Source organism: Planococcus sp. MSAK28401 (genome assembly GCF_018283455.1).
Lineage (GTDB): Bacteria > Bacillota > Bacilli > Bacillales_A > Planococcaceae > Planococcus > Planococcus alpniumensis.
Window position 1 is genome coordinate 2967639 of record NZ_JAAMTH010000001.1, and the last position, 21041, is coordinate 2988679.

At 48.5% G+C, this 21041-nt stretch carries 24 protein-coding genes and 1 pseudogene; 2 read left to right on the plus strand and 23 right to left on the minus strand.

The annotated features are described in order from the left end of the window. Nucleotides 1-413: 413 nt before the first annotated feature. From G3255_RS15015 to G3255_RS15095, 17 genes are all read right to left on the minus strand, one after another. Nucleotides 414-1190 carry a sulfite exporter TauE/SafE family protein gene (locus tag G3255_RS15015; protein WP_211655209.1) on the minus strand — a complete coding sequence of 259 codons (777 nt, stop codon included), beginning with the start codon at nucleotides 1188-1190 and terminating at the stop codon, nucleotides 414-416. Nucleotides 1191-1420: 230 nt separating this feature from the next. After that, on the minus strand, nucleotides 1421-1978 hold the full coding sequence (locus tag G3255_RS15020) for a carbonic anhydrase (RefSeq protein ID WP_211655210.1): 558 nt from the start codon (nucleotides 1976-1978) through the stop codon (nucleotides 1421-1423). Then, nucleotides 1975-3654 carry a SulP family inorganic anion transporter gene (locus tag G3255_RS15025; protein WP_211655211.1) on the minus strand — a complete coding sequence of 560 codons (1680 nt, stop codon included), beginning with the start codon at nucleotides 3652-3654 and terminating at the stop codon, nucleotides 1975-1977. The genes G3255_RS15020 and G3255_RS15025 overlap by 4 nt, the downstream gene beginning before the upstream one ends. 200 nt (nucleotides 3655-3854) lie before the next feature. Beyond that, nucleotides 3855-4082 carry a sulfurtransferase TusA family protein gene (locus tag G3255_RS15030; protein ID WP_068870419.1) on the minus strand — a complete coding sequence of 76 codons (228 nt, stop codon included), beginning with the start codon at nucleotides 4080-4082 and terminating at the stop codon, nucleotides 3855-3857. Nucleotides 4083-4134: 52 nt separating this feature from the next. Further along, the gene (locus tag G3255_RS15035; RefSeq protein ID WP_211655212.1) at nucleotides 4135-5256 is read right to left on the minus strand and encodes an MBL fold metallo-hydrolase; all 1122 of its coding nucleotides are present in this window, start codon (nucleotides 5254-5256) and stop codon (nucleotides 4135-4137) included. Nucleotides 5257-5307: 51 nt separating this feature from the next. Next, entirely contained in the window at nucleotides 5308-5703 is a 396-nt protein-coding gene (locus G3255_RS15040; RefSeq protein WP_211655213.1) for a DsrE/DsrF/DrsH-like family protein, read from the minus strand. A 39-nt stretch (nucleotides 5704-5742) separates the two neighbouring features. Beyond that, nucleotides 5743-6300 (minus strand): sulfurtransferase TusA family protein, encoded by a 558-nt coding sequence (locus tag G3255_RS15045; protein WP_211655214.1) that lies wholly within the window; start codon nucleotides 6298-6300, stop codon nucleotides 5743-5745. A gap of 44 nt (nucleotides 6301-6344) precedes the next feature. Beyond that, the gene (locus G3255_RS15050; protein ID WP_068487356.1) at nucleotides 6345-6641 is read right to left on the minus strand and encodes a rhodanese-like domain-containing protein; all 297 of its coding nucleotides are present in this window, start codon (nucleotides 6639-6641) and stop codon (nucleotides 6345-6347) included. 18 nt (nucleotides 6642-6659) lie between these two features. Then, nucleotides 6660-7025, minus strand: coding sequence for a rhodanese-like domain-containing protein (locus G3255_RS15055; RefSeq protein ID WP_058382750.1), 366 nt, complete (start codon nucleotides 7023-7025; stop codon nucleotides 6660-6662). 29 nt (nucleotides 7026-7054) lie between these two features. Then, nucleotides 7055-7534, minus strand: coding sequence for a DsrE/DsrF/DrsH-like family protein (locus G3255_RS15060; protein ID WP_058382749.1), 480 nt, complete (start codon nucleotides 7532-7534; stop codon nucleotides 7055-7057). Nucleotides 7535-7695: 161 nt separating this feature from the next. Then, nucleotides 7696-7956: a metal-sensitive transcriptional regulator gene (locus tag G3255_RS15065; RefSeq protein ID WP_058382748.1), complete on the minus strand. Its 261-nt coding sequence runs from the start codon at nucleotides 7954-7956 to the stop codon at nucleotides 7696-7698. Between the two features lie 169 nt (nucleotides 7957-8125). Further along, entirely contained in the window at nucleotides 8126-9244 is a 1119-nt protein-coding gene (locus G3255_RS15070; RefSeq protein ID WP_211655215.1) for an MBL fold metallo-hydrolase, read from the minus strand. Between the two features lie 33 nt (nucleotides 9245-9277). Then, on the minus strand, nucleotides 9278-9664 hold the full coding sequence (locus tag G3255_RS15075; RefSeq protein WP_211655216.1) for a DUF302 domain-containing protein: 387 nt from the start codon (nucleotides 9662-9664) through the stop codon (nucleotides 9278-9280). 138 nt (nucleotides 9665-9802) lie between these two features. Next, nucleotides 9803-11182 (minus strand): SLC13 family permease, encoded by a 1380-nt coding sequence (locus G3255_RS15080; RefSeq protein WP_211655217.1) that lies wholly within the window; start codon nucleotides 11180-11182, stop codon nucleotides 9803-9805. A gap of 11 nt (nucleotides 11183-11193) precedes the next feature. Beyond that, nucleotides 11194-12696: a tripartite tricarboxylate transporter permease gene (locus G3255_RS15085; protein WP_211655218.1), complete on the minus strand. Its 1503-nt coding sequence runs from the start codon at nucleotides 12694-12696 to the stop codon at nucleotides 11194-11196. Nucleotides 12697-12711: 15 nt separating this feature from the next. After that, nucleotides 12712-13170 (minus strand): tripartite tricarboxylate transporter TctB family protein, encoded by a 459-nt coding sequence (locus G3255_RS15090; RefSeq protein ID WP_211655219.1) that lies wholly within the window; start codon nucleotides 13168-13170, stop codon nucleotides 12712-12714. Between the two features lie 123 nt (nucleotides 13171-13293). Beyond that, a complete protein-coding gene (locus G3255_RS15095; RefSeq protein WP_211655220.1) occupies nucleotides 13294-14301 on the minus strand; it encodes a tripartite tricarboxylate transporter substrate binding protein in 1008 nt (335 codons plus the stop codon). 225 nt (nucleotides 14302-14526) lie between these two features. Here G3255_RS15095 and G3255_RS15100 point away from each other — a divergent pair, with 225 nt between their 5' ends. Then, nucleotides 14527-14739, plus strand: a complete 213-nt coding sequence (locus G3255_RS15100; protein WP_211655221.1) for a hypothetical protein — start codon at nucleotides 14527-14529, stop codon at nucleotides 14737-14739. Nucleotides 14740-14855: 116 nt separating this feature from the next. Here G3255_RS15100 and G3255_RS15105 read toward each other — a convergent pair whose 3' ends face one another. The 6 genes and pseudogenes from G3255_RS15105 to G3255_RS15125 form a co-directional block, all read right to left on the minus strand. Then, on the minus strand, nucleotides 14856-15524 hold the full coding sequence (locus G3255_RS15105) for a response regulator (protein ID WP_211655222.1): 669 nt from the start codon (nucleotides 15522-15524) through the stop codon (nucleotides 14856-14858). Continuing rightward, nucleotides 15524-17116 carry an ATP-binding protein gene (locus G3255_RS15110; protein ID WP_211655223.1) on the minus strand — a complete coding sequence of 531 codons (1593 nt, stop codon included), beginning with the start codon at nucleotides 17114-17116 and terminating at the stop codon, nucleotides 15524-15526. The genes G3255_RS15105 and G3255_RS15110 overlap by 1 nt, the downstream gene beginning before the upstream one ends. A 150-nt stretch (nucleotides 17117-17266) precedes the next feature. Beyond that, nucleotides 17267-17713 carry an OsmC family protein gene (locus G3255_RS15115; protein ID WP_211655224.1) on the minus strand — a complete coding sequence of 149 codons (447 nt, stop codon included), beginning with the start codon at nucleotides 17711-17713 and terminating at the stop codon, nucleotides 17267-17269. Nucleotides 17714-17730: 17 nt separating this feature from the next. Further along, a complete protein-coding gene (locus tag G3255_RS15120; RefSeq protein WP_211655225.1) occupies nucleotides 17731-18669 on the minus strand; it encodes a carbohydrate kinase family protein in 939 nt (312 codons plus the stop codon). 188 nt (nucleotides 18670-18857) lie between these two features. Then, nucleotides 18858-18956: pseudogene (locus G3255_RS20425) on the minus strand (MetQ/NlpA family ABC transporter substrate-binding protein); the annotation flags it as partial. A gap of 15 nt (nucleotides 18957-18971) precedes the next feature. Then, complete coding sequence (locus tag G3255_RS15125; RefSeq protein ID WP_211655226.1) at nucleotides 18972-19766, minus strand: carbon-nitrogen family hydrolase; 795 nt, start codon at nucleotides 19764-19766, stop codon at nucleotides 18972-18974. Between the two features lie 85 nt (nucleotides 19767-19851). On the opposite strand from G3255_RS15125, the gene G3255_RS15130 reads away from it, so the two are divergent. After that, the gene (locus G3255_RS15130) at nucleotides 19852-21021 is read left to right on the plus strand and encodes a pyridoxal phosphate-dependent aminotransferase (RefSeq protein WP_211655227.1); all 1170 of its coding nucleotides are present in this window, start codon (nucleotides 19852-19854) and stop codon (nucleotides 21019-21021) included. Nucleotides 21022-21041: the final 20 nt, after the last annotated feature.

Sequence of the window (21041 nt, forward strand, 5' to 3'; positions counted from 1 at the left end):
CTTGAAGATTTCATTGTACGAAGATTGATTAGATAGATCTGCTTCTATATTCAGTTGCCGGCTAGTGGGGAAATCGCTTCCCTAGTCTAGCGTAGAAATAGAAAATGAGGGTTTTCCTGTAGACATGTTGCTGAAGTGGATTCGAGCTTCACCTTGATATTCGCCGCCCTGCTTTGGGTTGGCCTCTTGCCATAAGCCAAGAAGAGCACTTGTCTTATGGCGTCGGCTCACCCTTGGCGCTTGGCGGCTTGAAAATTTCATTGTACGAAGATTGATTAGATAGATCTGCTTCTATATTCAGTTGCCGGCTAGTGGGGAAATCGCTTCCAGCGAAGCCTGAACAAAACCGCATATGCTTAATTTCAAAGTGAAAACAAAAAAAGCTTCCGGCCACTGCCGGAAGCTTTTCGCTTTTATAGAATATCAAGCCAGATTTTGATTGCTGTACCAAGAATCAACAGCGACAAGATCCATTGCAATACTTTGGTGTTCGCTTTTTGGCCCACTTTTGCACCCAATGGAGCTGCCAGGATACTGGCCACGATCATGACTGCAGCCGGACCATACAGGATCTGGTCAGTGACGATTTTACCGACCGTTGAACCGATGGATGAGATAAATGTAATCGCCAATGAAGTCGCGATTGTCATACGAGTTGGAATACGCAAGACGACCAGCATGATCGGCACCAGGATGAAGGCGCCTGCTGCACCGACAATCCCTGCCGCAATTCCGACGATGAACGCCAGGCTTGCAGCAATCCACTTATTGAATGTCACTTGATCTGCTGGAATGTCATCCAAGCCTTTTTTCGGGATGAACATCATGACGACGGCGATGGTTGCTAGGATGGCATAGACGATGTTGATAGCCGACTCAGACAAGAGAGTCGAGCCGTACCCTCCGATAAAGCTACCGACTAAAATGGCGCCGCCCATATAGGCGATAAGGGACTTATTCAAATAGCCGCTGCCTCGGTATGCCCATACCCCCGCGATTGTCGCGAAGAATACTTGAATGGCACTGATACCTGATACTTCATGTGCTGAAAATGCCGTGTATCCCAGCATGACCGGGATATATAACAGCATCGGATACTTGATGATGGATCCGCCGATTCCGACCATTCCTGAGATGAAGGAACCGACAAAGCCGATCAAGAAAATAACAATCATAAAATCAATACTCATGGAAACTCACCTTTCTGAAAAAGCCCTGTGCTTTTTCTTGCCTCTATTTAATGTCACTTCCTATTATACCCCCAGGGGTAAATTTGTGAAGTGATTTTGCTTAAAAAATGGAAACTTTACATTCCTGCAATCATTTCGGAATCCATCTGAAATATGAAAAAGTGCTTGAAATATAAGAAATTAGCCATCTTCCTTAAAAGAAAACCTGCTGATTTCTTATATTCCAAAAGCTATAGTGGATAAATCTGTTCCAGTTCACCGGTTTCCACGTGAAAAATGCACCCTGAAATTTCAACGCTTTTTCCATATTGCCGATAGACCGGATGCTGCTGCAATCGCTTCACTTGGCTGAGCACGTTCAATTTTGACAGCTCATCAAGTGTCGGCTGGCCGCCGCCAGTTTTCTCCGGCAACCCTCTCCTGATATAAGCTAGCCATTTCTGCAGTTCCGGCTCTTCATTGCCTTCCCAAGCGGCTTTTACACCTCCACAGTCTGTATGGCCTTTGACGACAAGCTTCTTGACGTTCAAATGGCAGATTGCATAATACAAACTGGCAGAGAAGCTTTCGTCTTCTTCCACGACTTGGTTGGCGATGTTGCGGTGGACGAACATATGCCCAAGCGGCATCTGCATGATAATGGAAGGGCTGACGCGCGAATCACTGCACGACAACAAGAAGTATTCAGGCGTTTGTCCTTTTTTCAGCTCGTCGAAATAGGATGGATCCTGAGCTTTGATTTTTTGGATGAACTCTTCGTTCTGCTTTTTCAGCTCTGCACTTTTCACAGCCGCTCCTCCCTGCCCTTGATTGAAGATAAAGCATCTTCAATGCTCATGTAATGGATGCTACCGCCGTATTTACGTTCCCAATCCGCTCGTTTCAGAACATCCAACACCGTATTCTTGATGCCTGCAAAGACCATTCTCACTTTGCCGGACTGGCATTGCTCCATCAGGTCTTCAAGCGCATGGATTGCGACGGCATCAATGGAATTAACGCTGGAGAAATCGAAGACGACCCATTTTGTCTCGGGCTTTTCTGCGAGCCTCTTACAAAGCTGCTCTTCCAAAAATGTCATGTTGGCGAAATAGAGTGAGGCATCTACACGAAAAATGAGAATTTCCGGATCCGTTTCGGCATCTGGATACCGATTCGTATTGCGGTACACTTTTTCTTTCGGCAAATAACCAAGTTCGGCTACGTGTGGATAAGCACTGCGGCGGATAAAGACGAGTAAGGAAAAAATCGCCCCTGCAATGATGCCCTGTTCTATACCAATCAATAATGTCGCAAGAAACGTCAACAGCCATGTCAGGCCGTCTACTTTATTCACTTTGAACAGGTATTTCAGCTCTTTTGCATCGATCAAGCTGTACACAGCGACCATGATGATCGCAGCCAACACCGCATTCGGCAAATAATAGAACAAGCCTGTAAAGAACAGCAAGGTCAGGATAATCAGCAAGGCGGTGATGATCGACGCGAGCGGTGTGCGCGCCCCTGCCTGATAGTTGACGGCAGATCTGGAGAACCCTCCCGTTACCGGATAGCCAGCAAAAAAGGAGCCCCCGACATTGGCCAATCCTAGCCCGACTAGTTCGCGGTCTGGGTCGATCTTGTATTTTTCTTTTGCTGCGATCGCCTTAGCCATCGCAATCGATTCCATATATCCGATAAACGAAATCGTTAAGGCAATCGGCACTAACGCTATCAACGCATCCATCTGAAATGCAGGCAAGGATAAGGATGGCAAACCGGCAGGCACTTCCCCGACGATTTTCACCCCTAGCCCGTTCAAATTGAAGAGATAGACAGCCAAGATGCTCAATACAACGACCACTAGCGGTCCTGGTATTTTCTTGACGTATTTTTTCATGAAAATCAGCAAAACGATACTGCCCAGACCGATGGCCAGTGTCGCAGGGTTGATTTCCCCGGCGCGCCGAATCGTCTCACCGATAATCAGGAAGACGTTTTTATCAGCTTCCAGGCTGACGCCGATCAAATGCTTCAATTGGCTGAGCCCGATAATGATGGCCGCCGCGGACGTAAACCCACTGATAACCGCATGGGACAGGAAGTTGACGATAAAGCCGAGCTTGAAGACGCCCAATAGCAGCTGGATCACCCCGATCATCAACATCAACAACAGCACTAGGGAGATGTATTCGTCCGTTCCCGGTTCCGCTAATAGCGAGACTCCTGATAGCACAAGCAAGGAGACCATCGCCACTGGCCCGACAGCGAGCTGCCTCGATGTTCCGAACAATGCGTAGATAATAAGCGGGACCGTCGAGGCGTAAAGCCCGATCACCGGCGGCAATCCAGCCAGCATCGCATATGCCATCCCCTGCGGAATGAGCATGATGGCAACGATCAAGCCAGCATTCAAGTCACCGCTCAAGTCTGATTTTTTATAGCTGCCCAGCCACTCAAGAGCCGGAATCCATTTTTTCAACACAATTTACCCCTCCTATCGAATAAGCAACGCTTTTATAGCATACCGATGCAATGAAGCATGATCGCCCATCGCAAAAGCCTATTCTGCAGGAGGGATACATCCGCATCAGCTCCCGCTATTTCGGTCATTTTTTATTGTGTGAACAATTTCAGCTAAAAAACGGGAAAAAGAAAAGGACATCATTCGATGCCCTTCACTCTTCAGCCCTTTTTGATCCAGAACTTCAGCACGTCGCCATCGACTTGCTGTTCCAAGAGTTCGTGGCCGCCTGATTTAGCCCATGCAGTCAAATCCGCTGATGCGCCTTTATCTGTAGCTTGGATTTCCAAAACTTGGCCGGAATCCATATCTTTCATTTCTTTTCTTGTTTTTACGATCGGCATTGGGCAAGCCAAGCCTTTTGCGTCTAGTACTTTATCTGCGTTCATCAAAATCTCTCCTTTAGAATGTTTTATTATAGTTACTTGCTATTGATTAAACTTAACGTACGGCGCAGCGGTTCGGGCCGATTTCCATTTCGCGCTGCATTTCTTCTTCTGGTGTGATCTTGCCCATGTTGGTCTTGCGGATATCTTCGTAAGCATTCGGCTGCGGTGGTAGGTTCTTCGTCACCATGTCGCGGAACTCCTGCTCATCTTCGATATTCAAGCCGTGATTTTCTTTGAATAAGTCGCTCAATTTTTTCGCGACACTGCCGTCTTCATTCAATTCTTCCATAATCATGAAGTGAGCCGGAAGAACGACCAATTCGTTTGCAAGCGCTTGGTAGCGGCTGTATAGAGATTCGCGCAAATCGCCAACCCAGTCTTCCGCTAGCCCTGCAAGGTCCGGGCGTCCGATAGAATCGATGAACAGGATATCACCTGTCATCAAGTATTGATCATCAACGATGAATGAAGTCGAACCGATTGTGTGTCCTGGCGAGTAGAGCGCTTCGACTTTCGAGCTTCCGAATGCCGCTTCGAAGCCGCCTTCAAGCGGTGTATAATCGAATACCACTTCTTCAGCGTCAGCTGGCGGCAAGTAGTACGTTGCGCCTGTCGCTTGTGCAATTTGGCGTCCGCCTGAGATATGGTCCGCGTGAAGGTGGGAATCGAATACGTGCTTGATCGCTGCGCCTTTTTCCTGCGCGAAGTTCAAGAAGACATCCGTCATGCGAGTCGCGTCAATGACTGCCGCTTCACCGCCAGAAATAGCCATGTAAGACAAGCAGCCTTTGCCGATGCGGACAAATTGGTAAAGTTCTCCGCCATCTTTCAAATCGCCGACTTTCACCGGCTCCAAGTGCTCGCTCCATGCTTTCATGCCGCCTGATAGATAAGCCGTTTCCACGCCTTCATCCGCAAGCATATCTGCAACCATGATGGAAGATCCTTCTTTGGCGCAGACGACCAAAATATCGCGGTCTTTCGGCAATTGATCGATGACTTCTTCAACGCCGTCCAATAAATCAAAATATGGAATGTTCAAGTACTGGATGTTGCCGCCTTCGATTTTCCAATCGGCGAATGCATCGCCGTTGCGGACATCTAGGATGAACAATGGTTCGTTATCAATTACTTTGCGGGCTACTTGCGCCGCTGTCATTGCTTTTACTGACATAAACTAATTACCTCCCGGGGTATATTTTTTCGCAAAAAATTTTTCTATTGATTAGAATGTAAGTGTCACGTCTGCATCTTTTGCAAAATCAAGGAATGTTACTGCGCCGCCGACTTCAATGCCGTCAACGAATGCGTCTTTCTCAAGGCCCATGACATCCATCGTCATTTGGCAGCCGATAAATTTAACATCGAGGTCTTGCGCCATTTCGATTAGTTCCGGAATAGCCGGTACGTTCGATTTCTTGAAGCCTTCTTCAAAATGCTCTTTGCCTTCTGGCATCGGCAATTGCTGGTTCGCTTCTTTGTGGATCAAGTTCAAGCCTTCAAATGTAAAGAAAATGGACACTTCGTGATCACTTGCTGCAGCTGCTGTTGCAATATTGAATACTTTATATGCTTCGAATAATCCGCCGTTAGAGGCGATGATTGCTGTTTTCTTGGTCATTAATGAACACACTCCTTCAAAATTTGGGGACTGGCCCGATTACTCGGTTTTGCCAGTCCAATCACGCATGCCAGGCACTACGTTATACAAAGTCTTGAAACCTTTTTTCGCCATCATGTCGCCAGCGATTCCGCTTCTGCGGCCTGAATGGCAAATGATGTAGATTTCTTCGTTCTGGTCCAATTCGTTCATGCGGTTCTCCACTTCGCCGAGCGGGATGTGCTTGACGCCAGGGATATGCGCTTCATCATATTCTTCTTGCTCGCGGACGTCCAGGATGTTCAATGAATCTCCGTTTTCAACACGGGCTTGGAATTCAGCAAGCGAGACTTCAGGGATTTCAATCGTCTCGCTCACTTCATTTACACCGTCTTTGCGCAAATAATGAAGCAAGACGTCTCCTTCTGTTTCCGTGCCGATGTATTCGTGGCCTGAGCTTTTCGCCCATGCCTGTAAGTCGGCTGTTGACCCTTTATCCGTAGCCTGGATTTCCAGCACATCGCCGGAAGCCAGGTCTTTCATCGCTTTTTTCGTCTTAACGATCGGCATTGGGCATGCAAGCCCTTTAGCGTCCAATACTTTATCTGTTTGAACCATTAATCATTCTCCTCCTTTTATGAATCCGTGCCTATGGCTGAATATTACTCGGTGTCGCCTTCCCAGTTCATCATGCCGCCGTCCATATTGATGACGTTATAGCCGCGGTCTTCAAGAAAGCGAGTCGCCTGTCCACTGCGGTTGCCCGAACGGCAGACCATGATATGCTCTTTTGATTTATCGATATCCTGCAAACGGAATTCCAACAAGCCTAATGGAATGTGCTCAGCTCCTGGAATTTTCCCTGCAGCGACTTCTTCTGTTTCGCGCACATCAATCAGCGATGCCTCGGGGTTATTTTTGATGTATTCCTGAACTTCTTGTGTAGTCATGCTTTTCATGTTAAATTCCTCCTCAAATTATCCGCGGTAACTGCTCATTCCGCCTCTGATATTTACTATATTGGTAAACCCGTTTTTCTTCAATAATTGGCTCGCTCTGCTGCTGCGCATGCCGCTTTGGCAGATGACCAGTGTTTCTTTATCTTTCGACAGCTCATTCACACGCTTCGGCAAATCATTCAATGGAATGTTCTTGAAGCCTTTAATATGGTTAGCTTTGAACTCTGCAGGCGTCCGGACATCAATATACTGCTTATCTTTCTTGCCGAGTGCAGGTTTCAGTTCGTCAGTGGACATCGTCTTGATTCCTTTAGTTGGTGCAGTAAAGCGGGAGATCGCGAAATAGGCAATAACCCCGACTGCAATCCAGAGCAACCATTCCATCTATACTTCATCCTTTCCACTTTTGGGAGTTAGATAAACAAGTTGACGTTGCCGTCTTCTGCGTCGCCAAGGTAAGCAGCAACTCCTGCATAGACGATATCATCAAGCAACTCTTCCTTCTGTAAACCTAAAAGATCCATTGTCATCGTGCAGGCAACCAATTTAATGTCCTGCTCCTGAGCCATCTCGATCAGATCCGGCAAAGGCATTGCATTGTGTTTTTTCATCACTTGCTTAATAAGTTTCGGGCCCATGCCGCCGAATTGCATATTAGAAAGACCGAGTTTATCAGCCCCGCGTGGCATCATTTTCGAGAACATTGTTTCGAGGCGGCCTTTTTTGATTGCTGGCGGATTTTCTTTGCGTAATGCGTTCAATCCCCAGAATGTATGGAAAATGGTAACTTCGTGATCGTAAGCTGCTGCCCCGTTTGCGATAATGTAAGCGGCCATTGCTTTGTCATAGTCCCCGCTGAAAAGTACGATTGTTGTCTTCTTCTGTTCTGCCATTCTGTAAATTCCTCCAATAATTACCCCTATGGGTATAATTTATTCCAAAAAAAAGAACGTTTTATAGTGGCGTCGCACTTCTTTTTAATACCCTATAGGGTATATTAAAGCATCTATTCTGCTATGTCAACAGGAAACTTCTTTTTTTATTTTATCCCGTTTTAACGGCTTTTTACGAGAAGCTCGACCGCTTCTTTTACGACATCTTCGGTACTTTCGCCTTTTTCTAAGCTATCGCGTACACAAGACTGTAGGTTTTCACTGACAATGACTCCGATCGTCCGGTCCACTGCGCTTCTTACTGCCGACAGCTGGGTCACTACATCACGGCATTCACCGTCCGCTTCGACCATTTTGATGACTCCGCGCAATTGGCCTTCAATCCGCTTGAGGCGGTTTTCAATCTTTTTATCGTATTCCATCAGACAAGCCTCCTGTTCAATATATTGAAGTTGTTATGCCCAATAATATACCCCTTAGGGTATAAAGTCAAACGAAAAACTCACTGATTATTTTTCGCTTTGCCTGAAGTTATTTTAACACGTAAAGTCCCCGCCAATACAGCGGGGACCCTTGTATAGCCGGCACTGCTTAGACCGCGCAGTTGTTCGGGCCGGTTTCCATTTCTTTTTGTTCGTCTTCGGATGGGGTGATTTTCCCCATATTCGTTTTGCGGATATCTTCATAAGCGTTCGGCTGTTCTTTCAAGTTTTCCGTTACACGCTTAATAAAACGTTCTTCACCATCAATATTCAAGCCATCGTTCTGGTCATACAAGTCACTGAGTTTTTTATGGACGCTGCCGTCTTCGTTCATTTCTTTGATGTCGGCATAATGGGCAGGCAAAACGATCAGTTCTTTCGACAAATTATCGTAGCGTCCATAAAGCGTTTCATGCAGGTCTTCTGCCCAATCCGTCGCTTTCCCTGCAAGGTCCGGACGGCCGATTGATTCGATGAATAAAATATCGCCTGTCAGCAAATATTCATCGTCGACGATAAATGAGGTGCTGCCGATCGTGTGGCCGGGCGAATAGAATGCCTTGATCTTGGCTTTCCCTACTTCCACGGTTGTGCCGTCTTCAACTGGTTCATAGCCGAATACCACTTCATCCGCATCTTCCGGAGGCAAATGGTACTGTGCGCCGAATTGTTCGGCCAGTTTTCTGCCTCCCGAAATGTGGTCGGCATGGAGATGGGTATCCAACACATGAGTGATTTTCGCTGAATGCTCTTTTGCGAAGTTTTCATACGGTTTGGTCATTCGTGCCGCATCGACTACCGCCGCTTCGCCATTCGATTCGATCAAATAAGACAGGCAACCCTTGCCCACCCGGACAAATTGATAGATCGCGCCGCCAGTCTTCAAGTCGCCGATTTTCACCGGTTCCAATTGTTCACTCCAAGAAGCCATCCCGCCTTCAATGGAAATGATGTTTTCAAATCCTTGGTCCTGCAAGTACTCCGCCGCTTTCTTCGATGTATTGCCTTTTGCGCACATTGTATAGAGCGGTTTTTCCTTCGGCAGCTTGTTGATTTCTTCGCTGCTTTCTTCTATTTTATTGAACGGAATATTATGCAACTCAACTTGGCTGCCTTCTACATGCCAATTTTCCACATCTTCTTTGCTGCGGACATCGAGAATGGCAACAGGTTCATTGTTCATTACTTTTTCTGCAATTTCTTCAGCGGATGTAAATTTGACTGTCATAAAAAAACTCCTCCATTCGTAAATTTTCGAAACTTAGGCGGTCCGGTCGATGCAGCTGATCAGGCGATTTTCGATATCTGCCGCCACTTCAGTCAATTTGCCGCCATCTTCAGCCATGCCGATCAGTGATGTCGGCTTCGGCATGCCAATCTTCGTTTCTTCACCATCTTTGTAAACAACAATTTTGCATGGCAGGAAATAGCCGACCATCAAGTTTTCAGAGAGTACCGTATTCGCTTCTTTCGGGTTGCACACTTCCAAGATCTTGTACGGGGTATCGAAGTCCTGTCCCTTTTCCTGAAGTTTTGCCGTCAAATCGAAGTTCCATAAGACGCCAAACTGCTCTTCTTTCAAGTTTTCCTCAAGTGATGCCACTGCTTCATCTACAGATTTGCTAGTCGTAACGGTATAATCAAACATTTTTTCTGCCTCCTCTTATTTAAATCGCTTCTAGAATTACCCTACCCCCTATTTTTTCAACTAAACATATGGGCTCTTTTCAGACAAAAAGCCACCCTTCTTTTGAAGGGTGGCTTTGGCAATTGTGAATGGATTCCATCACCAGATGAAAACCGCGAAAAGGATGGCAATTGCCGTGATGACAACACTTGAAAAGCTGCCAATGAGCAATTGTTCACGCTGGGAAAACGCCCCTTTTTGAAATGCCAGAAAAGTGGTCGGTGAATGGATCGGCAAGATGGTGACGCCACCGATGATCATGATCAATAAAAACGCCATTGGCAAAATCGGCAAGCCCAGCATTTCCGCAAAACTGACGATGATCGGAAAAATGACAATCATCGACGTAGAAGGCACGACAAACAAGAAGCGCAATAGGAAAATGAGACAAGCAATAAAGATAGTATTTACCCCCTGGCCCATTCCTGCGGGCAATAATTGGATCAATTGGCTCGCTAGGACGCCGGCCGTTCCGTTTTCTTCTATTAAATAGCCAAGTGAAAATGAGGCACCGAGCAATAGGAAAGTTTCCCAATCGTAATCCCGGACGAGCCGGTCATCGACAAGCCCATTCATCGGCAATGCATAATAAGCGAGCAATAGGAAAGGCGCCACTATGAGCGGAATCTGTTCCTGGTCGATGACAATCCAGCTGATGATCATAGCGAAAAATGGGATAATCACCCACCAGAAACGTTCCGGCAAGCGGGCCGCTGGAGTGAATTCCATCTGCTCCATCTGAAGCCCGGCACCGCTGCGGCGTTTGAAAAAGAACCAGACACCGAAACTGATCAATAGCAGCGACAGCCAAAGCGCAGGTGCGATGCGCACAAACCAGCCGAGCCAGGAAATTTGGATACCCCCAAAATCGCTCAGCAATTGAGCCGCTAAAATCGGAAACCCGCCGCCTGTGAAAACGATCATCGTCGAGTTCTGATTCATCATGCCGATGACATAAAAGCTGAACTGGCGAAACAGGCTTCTCTTGCCGAGCGCGAAACGATCGTTCACTTGCTCGATGATCGGCTCAAGAATGCGGAACCTGGCGACAGCTGAAGGCAGCAGGATGGGCAAAAAGACGATCAATAGCGGCAAGCCAATCAACAGCCGCTGGACTTTGCCTTTGCTCACTTTCAATAACACGCCGACAAATACTTGATCGGCTTTCGCTTTCACCAGCACCTTGGAAATCAAAGTCAGTGCCAGGATAAAATAAAGCGCATCCGACAGAAAACCGGCAAAAGCCTGCTCCGGCTCTTCCGTCAGGCGGAAAAGCAGCAGCAGGCCAAGCACCAGAAGACTCGAAGCGGCGAGCGGCATGGCGCTTACCGTCCACAAACCGATAGCGATGCCAAGCAATAGCAACGTCAGTTTCTGGTTATCCGTATAAGCATCCAATAAGCCGATCAGCCATAAAAGAGCAAAACCGGCGGCCAGCAGAAAAGCAAGAACACGCGGCACTAGCTTAGAGTTTCTCACTTTCCCACCCCTTAACGTTGTTTATATGCTAGCCTGTTGCTTCTCCATTTGAGGAATGCCGGAACCAATAGTGAAATCAATGCAACCAAGAGCAAGGATAGCGGCAGTGGAGTATCGACAAAAATGCTCAGGCTGCCGTTGGAGATTGTCATGGATTGGCGGAAAGCCTGCTCCATCATGCCTCCAAGGATAAATGCCAAGATGAATGGCGGTGCGGGGAATGAAAAGATCCGCATCGCAAACCCTAATGCACCGAATACCAGCAGCATGTATAGATCAAAGACATTGAAGCTGATTGAATAGACGCCGATCAAACTGAACATGATAACGAGGGAAATCAGCAAAGGGCGTGGAATGCTCAAGATTTTCGCCAAATATGGAATCAGCGGCAAGTTCAAGATCAACAGGAAGACGTTCCCGAGATACATGGAAGCGATGATGCCCCAGAAGATTTCCGGACGGTCAGTCATCAATAGCGGCCCTGGCTGTACGCCGAGCACAAGGAACGCACCTAACATGACAGCCGTCGTCCCCGAACCTGGAATCCCCAAGCTCAAAAGCGGAACGAACGCACCGCTTGTCGCGGCGTTATTGGAACTTTCCGGTGCTGCGAGCCCTTTGATGGACCCTTTTCCGAACTCTTCAGGATTTTTAGCGATTCGTTTTTCAAAAATATAACTGATGAAAGAAGCGATCGTTGCTCCTGCACCCGGCAAGACGCCGAGTAAAAAGCCGACGAACGACTGGCGGCTGACTGGCCCGCTCATTTCTTTCAGGTCCGCCTTGGACAACTTCAAGCTGCCCAATTTCTGATCGTCGCTCAAGCTGCGGTTTTTGCGGTTAAGGATGAGCATGCAAACTTCAGCGACCGCAAAGAGGCCAAGCGCAATGATCAAAAAGTCGAAGCCGTCGAACAGGTTGACGTTCCCGAAGGTAAAACGCTGCGTTCCTGTCTGTGGGTCGATACCGATCGTGACGACCATGAAGCCTGCGACGGCTGCGATCATCGCTTTGATCGTCGAGCCTTCAGATAGGCTGGAGATCGCGGTCAAGCCCATGAACATCAAGGCGAAATACGCTGGCGGCCCAAAGGAAATTGCCACGCTGGACAATGCCGGTGCGAGCAACATCAACAGGACAACCGAGACGGTACCTCCAACGAATGAAGAAATCGCCGCAATGGCCAGCGCTTTCCCGGCCTTTCCTTGCTGGGCCATCGGATAGCCGTCAAAAGCTGTAGCGACCGTTCCGGAAATTCCCGGGGCGTTCAACAGGATCGAAGAAGTCGATCCCCCGAATACAGCCCCGTAATAGACGCCCGCCATCATGACGAGTGCCGGTGCCGGGTCCATTCCGTATGTAATCGGAATCATGATCGCAATGGCACTGATCGGGCCTAGGCCTGGCATCATCCCGATCAAAGTACCGACGATGACGCCGATCAAAACGAACATGATCCCTTCTAGACTTAAGGCAACTTGAAAACCGGTCAATAGACCTTGAAATGCATCCATATGGAAACTCCCTCCTTAAAATGGCAAGATGCCGCGCGGCAAGACAATTCCCAGCGCGAAAACGAAAATAGCATACATAACAATCGGGAACAGAAGAGAGACCAATATATTTGTCTTCCATGCTCTATAACCCAAAAACCACGAACAGAAGAAAATGAACAATGACGTCGTGATGATAAAGCCGATCGTTTCAAACAATAGAATATAGACAAAAATCATGGCAAACACCGCCGCAATGACCCCTAGTTCTTTTTTCGGGATATCGCGCTTCGCCTTTTCGGCATCCGTTTCCACTACACGGGAAAAGAACAAGAAGACGGACAGCACCAATAACAAGATGCCCAAGCCCTTCGGAATGACATCCGCATCGATCGGTGCATATTCGTAACTGGGCAATTGAAAACTTAAATATAAATAGACGGCCGCAACAATGAAAATCAGCAGCCCCAACTTCCGGTTTATGCTTGCAAGCAAACGAAACGCCTCCTTTTGACTGAAAAGAGAGAAACCGAATGCAAAAGATCCGGTTTCACTTGTTGACTTTCTTTACTTTTGAGCTGCCTGGGCAGCTGTAATTTCTTTTATTAAGTAACTGTATTATTGGCCTAATCCGATTTCCTCGAGCAATGCGGCAATTTCTTCTTTTTCGCCTTCGAGGAATTCGCTGTATTCTTCACTGCCCATGTACATTTCGGTCCAGCCGTATTTCTCGCGGACTTCCGCAAATTCTTCGGATTCACTCAATTCCTGGAATTTGGCTTCATAAAAATCGACTGCTGCCTGGTCCATGCCTGGAGGCCCGAAGAATCCGCGCCAGTTGACGAAGCTCTCATCGATGCCCTGCTCAATCGCTGTCGGGAATTCGGAAAGCACTTCCCCTTCCATGCGCTCTTCTGCGGTCACACCCAGAACCTTGATATTGCCGGCACGCACTTGCTCGATCGTTTCGCCGACACCTGTGGAGAAGACATCTACTGAGCCGTTCAGAACTGCTGTCAAAGCGCCGCCTTCTTGATCAGAAACGTATTTGATCTTAGTCGGGTCCACGCCCGCCGCTTTGGCGATGCGGACAAATTGCATATGGTCCATGCTTCCTGGAGCGGAAGTACCGATGACCGTGATGCTTTCCGGATCGTCTTTCATCTGGTCGAATAGATCATTCAAATCTTCAAACTCGCTATCTTCGCGGACAGCGAATGCGCCGTAATCCGCAATCATATTGGCAAGCGGCGTAAAGTCTTCATGGCCGTGTTCCGATTGGCCGTTGAGCGGCACGAACATCAGTGGCGGTGAAGCGACGAACATGCTGTGGGCATCGCCTTCTTTTCCATGGACATAAGCCCATCCGATCGCCCCGCCTCCCCCTTCACGGTTGATGACGGTCATATTTTCATCGATGATTTCCGTTTCGCCGAAGACACGGGCAACTTCACGGGCTGTCGTATCCCAGCCGCCGCCTGATCCGGCCGGTGCCACCATTTCGATTGTTTTCGACGGCTCGAAGTTGCCGTCTTCCCCTGCCGTATTTGCTGCATCGTCAGATCCGCAACCCGCGAATGCTAAAGCGCTTACAGTCAAGACACTCGCAAAAATCGTTTTTTTCATTTTATTTCCCCCTCAGTTCATGTAGTTTTCTTATGAGTTGAAGTATAACTGCGAATTTTCAGAATGTAACCGTTTGCAAAATAAGCTGTATAAAGGATTTTGTGAACATTTTGTTCATAAAGTTCACAGAAAAATCGGCATTTTACTGATATTTCATTTATAGGAAACCAAAGGGAATTATGCTAGGCTAGAAATAGCATGAAACAAATCTTAAGGAGGCCTATAATGAAACGCCTACCAGGTGCAACTCCCGGCATGACGGCCATTGCGCTCGCCATCATTTTAGTTCTCAGCATCGGAAGCGCCATTGCAGCACAGAGCTATTTCAGTTATGTAGAAGTGACGGAAGCAGCCGACCGTTGCTATGAGTTAGGCGGATTTCCCGAAATCGAGAAAAGCGGTTGGCAAATGACCCATTTTGAATGCCATACCGACTGATTGCCAACAACGAAACGATAACGCAAAAAAGCAACTCCCCTAATTCAGGGAGTTGCTTTTTTTTTTTTGGAACTCTAGAGAAGTGTGTCTGCCGAAGCTTGTCACTCGCCTTCACTTCATTTAACAAAGTATTTCCGTTCCGGCCTCCCGACAATCCCATAGCCAAGCTCAGCGTAGCAATCATCCGTCGACACCAAATATTCCAGATAGCGCCTGGCGGTCGTGCGGGAAGCGCCCATCTCTTCGCCCATCTTCTCAGCCGTCACGCCTTCTTCGTATTGCTCCAACAACTTCTGCACTTTTTGCATCGTCAGCGGGTCGATGCCTTTGACTGCTGGCGCTTCTTTTTTGTCTGCCTTGACGCCAAACAGTTCATCCAAATACGCCTGGTCGATGGTTTCTTGGTTCGACAGCTTGTCCTTGTCTTTCCGGTATTTTTCGATGGTCGCAGTGAACTGGCTAAGTTCGGCAGGTTTTAAGATGATGCCTTTTACGCCCTTGCGCAGCGCCGTTTCGATATACTCCCGCTCGTTTGCTGCCGAGACGAGGATGATGTCGGTCTCCGGGCTTTCTTTCCTTAACTCATCGATCAACTCAATGCCGAGCCCGTCCGGCATGTAATTATCCAATAACACCAAATCTGGCCGCTCTTGCTTGACCGCCGCCAAGGTTTCGGCGCAGTCTTTCGCTTTTGCTGCCAGTTCCACTTGTTTAATTTTCGCTAAAAACTTCTCGTGCACTTGCGCAACACGAAAATCATCTTCTGCAATCACTACCCGCAGCATTATGCCACCTCCATCGTTTTTTTGGGGATAAAGACGCTGAATACCGTCCCGCGCTGCGGCGTTGAATCCACCTCAATCCAGCCATTCAAGTCTTCGACCGCTTGTTTGACGATCGCCAAGCCGTAGCCTCTATCCGCTTTTTCCAGTTTCGTTGAGAATCCTTGTGTGAAAAATTGGTCGAGGTTGCCGGTTTCGATTCCACGCCCGCTGTCCTGGACTTCAATGACCAAGTCGTGGCCGATATCGGTAATGAAGAAAGACACTTCTTTCCGTTCGCTCGATTCGACTTCTTCAATGGCGTTGTCGATCAAATTCCCGACAATGTGAATGACTTTGGAAATATCGACATGAGCAGGCAATTTGGCCAGTGAACTGTTTTCGTCCACCGACAGCTCGACTTTCGCTTCAGAAGCTTTCCCCATTTTGCCGAGCAGGATTGCCTGAACTTTTTTGTCTTCGATATGATTCAGCGTATGCTTTGTCTGTTTTTCGTGATGATTCGTCTCCTGCTGGATCAGCCGGACCGCTTCCTCGGTTTCCTCCAATTGCAGAAGCCCGGATATGGCATACAGCTTATTGGCATATTCATGTGTTTGCGCCCGCAGGCTTTCCGAGTATTGGCGGATTTCCGATAGAGTTTCCAAAACTTCTTGGACTTCCGTTTTTTCACGGAATGTCGAAACGGCACCGACCATTTCCCCTGCTGCCCAAATCGGCTTTTGGTTGACGATAAAAACGGTTCCGCCAATGAGGATCTCTTTGTTCTTCCATGAATTCCCCGTCGTTAAAGTTTCGCCCATCCTCAGTTCCGGCAATATATCATCAGACGGCGTGTGGAGAAAACTTTGGTCCATGGCGAGCATTTTTTCTGCGGAACTGTTCAACTCCGTGATGCGGCCGTCTTTATCGATGGCGATGACTCCTTCAATAATCGATGACAGCAACGCTTCCCGGTCCTGATACAAACGGGCGATTTCCCGCGGCTCAAGACCCAGTGTATCTTTTCGGATATTCTTCGCGAGCAGGATGCTCCCCAACACGCCGATGACAAGCGTCAACAGGGCCAACCCCATCACATCCATGATATTGCCGAAAATGATCGCTTCAATGTCTTCGATCATGTACCCCACCGAAACTACACCAATGATGCGCCCGTCACCGTCATAGATTGGCGCTTTGCCGCGCAAGCTTCTGCCCAGCGATCCGAATGCTTCGGAGACGTAGACTTTGCCTTCTTGGAGCGCACGTTCATTATCACCGCCGACCATACTTTCGCCGATTTTTTCGGGATCCGGATGTGAATAGCGGATGCTCTCCCTATTGCCGATGACTATGAACTCGGCGCCCACTTGCTTACGCAAATACTCAGCGAGCGGCTGGATTTGCAGCGCCGGCTCCTCGTCATCCATCGCTTCGACGATCGTTGGCATAGCCGAAATGCCGATCGCCGTTTCCTGCGCTCGCTGGCCGATGTTCTCTTTGATTTCCGCAATTTCCTGATAGCTCAAAATCCCGCCGAAGACTACTGTCGTCAATAGCACGAGCGAAGTCGTCAGCAGGATGATTTTGGTTTGCAGCGATAATTTTTTCATGGCACCCGTCTCCTGTATAGACCATTTTTCATTAAATGTAGTCTACCATATCCCGAAACGGCCGAAAGAGAAAATTCTTAGAATTCTCTAAAAACACCAATTTTCCAATAAAAAGCCCTGTTCTCCAAAACGGAAAATCAGGGCTTCGCTTTATGCTCTTGTAATATCGGCTTCCAGTTCCACTGCGACATTGCCTTGGATGGCGCGTGTGATCATGCAAGAAGACTCCGCTTTTTCCGCGAGTTTGTGCGCCAGCTTGAATTCCTTCTCCCCTGCCTCTGGCGACAAGACGACTTTCGGGCGGTGGATGATCTTTTTATAGGTGATGACGCCATTTTCGACTTCCACGATTCCTTCCGACTCCATCGTCAGCGATTCTTTCGCCAGCTTGCTGCGCTCCATCATCGCGGCGAGCGTGATGATATAGCAGGTCGCTGCTGCACCAAGCAGCATTTCGTCGGGATTGGTGCCGGCTCCTGGGCCGTCCATTTCGGGGGGGATCGAGATTTGTGTCTTCAGATTCCCTGTTTCGATGGTCCCGACATCATTACGGTTGCCGGGCCAGTCTGCTGTTAAATGAAAACTATGCAAAGCCATTGCTGTTTCCTCCTGTTCTATTCCCAATCTTCCATATCTTCGCTTCGCGGCATCGCTGTGATGGCTCCCGCCCGTGTTGCACAAAGAGCCCCAAGCTTATTGCCGAAGTCAGCGCAAGCAATCAGTTGTTGCTGGTTTTTTGGCATGCCGTTTAAATGGACATGGCGGATGATGCCTGCCATGAATGCATCCCCGGCCCCCGTCGTATCTACAGGCTTGACCGGCTCAACCGGTACATGGGTCGTCTCGTCTTTGAATACCGCGTGCGTGCCATGCTCCCCGTCCGTGACAAAAACGACAGGAAGCCCGTAAGCTTTGAGGCGCTCGATGCCTGCTTCCATTGAATCAGCTTCCATGAGGAACAATAATTCTTCGACTGTCAGTTTCAAAATATCCGCCTGCGGCAAAAAGCGCAGGACGGTCTGACGGCACAGCTCCTCGCTTTCCCAGCGCAGCGGCCGGATATTGACATCGTATGAACAAATTACGCCGTGAGACTTCGCCAATTCCAAAGCCTGCGCCGTCGTTTCACGCGCTTCCGGATGGAAAAGCGTTCCTGAGCAAAAATGGAACAAACTCGCAGATTCGAACGCTTTATCCGCCAGTTCGTCTGCCTTTACTTGCAAATCAGGCGTTTCATTATCATAGGAAGCAAAGACGCGGTCGTTCGTTTCCGTTAAATGAATATACACCCCGCTGATGCGCTTTTCCGGACGTTTAATTGAATGCGTCAAATCGACGCCTTCCGCCCGCAACGCCTGGCAGAAAAAGTCCGAAATCTCATCATCCCCGGTGATCGTGATGAATGCCGATGGAACGCCGAGGCGGCTGACGCCGGCAGAGACGTTGACGGTGGCGCCTCCGAGATACAGATCGAATAAATCGTTGTTTTTAGTGGATGCGATATAATCGACAAACGCGTCGCCGTAAGTCAGGACGTGCCTGTTAGCTTCCATAATCCTCTCCCTTTCTCCAAAGAACCCTTGCCCGCTACCTTATTTGCAGCGGCCTGTTGAAATTCACTTTCCCTATTATTTCAGCAGAAAACGGGCGAGGCAAGAAAAAAGCCTGAAAAGCGCGGAGCACCGGCATTTCCGCATAAAAAAGCAGCCGAAGAAAATATCTCTCCGGCTGGGTTCTCCTATTATTCAGCCATCCACTCCGGTTTTCCGAAGCCTTCGAATTGCTCATCAATGACCGTTTCAAATTCTTCCGACTCGACGATTTCGATCAAATCACCTGCCCGAGCGAGGGCTTGTCAATGCGATTTTTCAAACTTTTTGTACAATGGGACGCGGCGGTCATCAAATACCGGAATGCGGCCACGCACTTCGTCTACTTCCGAGAGATCGATATCGGTGTAGCCGATGCCTTGTTCTTGCCCCATGTCCATCCGCACTTCTCCCCACGGCGCGATGACCATCGAATGGCCGCCGAACTCATTTTTCGGGTCGCTGCCGATGCGGTTCGCAGCGATGATGAAGCACTGATTCTCGATCGCGCGCGCCTGCAATAGGATACGCCAATGATCAATGCGTGCTGCGGGCCATTCCGCGGGCACGAAGATGGCCTTCGCACCGTTCAGCACTTGCGCTCTCAGCCATTCCGGAAAGCGGATGTCGTAGCAAATAACGCCTCCGTATGTTTCTCCGGCCAGTTCGAATGTGCCGAGCGACTCGCCTTCCTCGAGATGGATATGCTCGTCCATCAAGCCAAAGCGATGCGCTTTATCATACTCCGAAACGAGCGCGCCTGTTTGGTCGACCACATACATTGTGTTATAGAAACCATCTTCTTTTTTCGTGGAGACCGAGCCCCCGACGATATGGACCTTATGCTCTTTGGCGAATCGTTTCAAGAAATCCACGGTTCGGCCATTGCTATCCGCCAGTTCGTCCAGCTGTGTTAACGCATATCCAGTGTTCCACATTTCAGGCAGGACGATGAGCTCCGCACCATTTTCTGCCGCTTCTTCCAAATAGTTTTTTACACGCTGAAAATTCATTTCGGGCTCTCCGAAAGCGATATCCATCTGCACACAAGCGATTTTCATGTTCTCTCCCCCTGTAGACAGTTTAGCTTAAACTCTATAAGATTTAAGGTAGAAGTGCAATTATTTAAAAAATGAGGAGGATTTCATGGACTTTTCAAATCGCTTACAAAATCTTCCTGATCAATTTTTCGCCCTGCTTGTTGCAAAAACGGCACAAGCAGTCGAAGAAGGACGAGATGTCATCAATTTCGGCCAGGGCAACCCGGATCAGCCCACGCCTGCGCATATAGTCAAGGCCATGCAACAAGCGGTAGCCGATCCTCAAACACATCGCTATTCGCCGTTTCGCGGCCTCAGTTCATTGAGGAAAGCCGCTGCGGATTTCTACAAAAAAGAATACGATGTCGATATCGATCCTGATTTGGAAGTCGCTATTTTGTCCGGAACGAAAATCGGTTTTATCGAATTGCCGCTTGCGCTGCTGAACCCGGGCGATTCGCTGCTGTTGCCGGATCCGGGCTATCCTGATTACCTGTCAGCCGCACCGCTTGCGGATATCGAATTTGATTTAATGAAACTGAAACAGGAAACCGGCTATCTTCCCGACTACAACGATGTGACAGCCGCCGCGAAAGCACGCGCCAAACTGATGTACTTGAACTATCCAAACAACCCGACAGGCGCGACAGCAGACATTGCGTTTTTCGATGAAACGATTCAGTTTGCCAAAGAAAACGGCATCGGGGTTGTACATGACTTTGCTTATGGCCGCATTGGCTTTGATGGTAAGAAGCCGGTCAGCTTCCTGCAATCAAAAGGCGCCAAAGATATCGGCATTGAAATGTATACCTTGTCCAAAACGTATAATATGGCCGGATGGCGCATCGGCTTTGCGGTGGGCAATGCCAAAATGATCGAAGCACTCAACCTCATCCAAGACCATTTGTTCGCCGGCGTCTTTCCGGCTGTCCAACTGGCCGCTGTAGAAGCATTAAACAGCAGTCAGCAATGCGTCGAGGAACTGAATGCACTATATGAAAAAAGACGCCAGACGCTGGTGGATGAATGCCGCCGGATCGGTTGGGAATTCGAAGCGCCGAAGGGATCATTTTTCGCCTGGTTGCCTGTCCCGGAAGGCTATACGAGCATCGAGTTCTCTGACCTGCTGCTCGACAAAGTCGACATCGCCGTGGCGCCGGGCAGTGGATTTGGCCCTGGCGGAGAAGGCTTCGTTCGCGTCGGGCTATTGGTCGATGAACAGCGCATTATAGAAGCAATCCAGCGAATCGAGAAATTGGGTATTTTCACTAAATAGGCAAAAAAAAGAAGGCATTG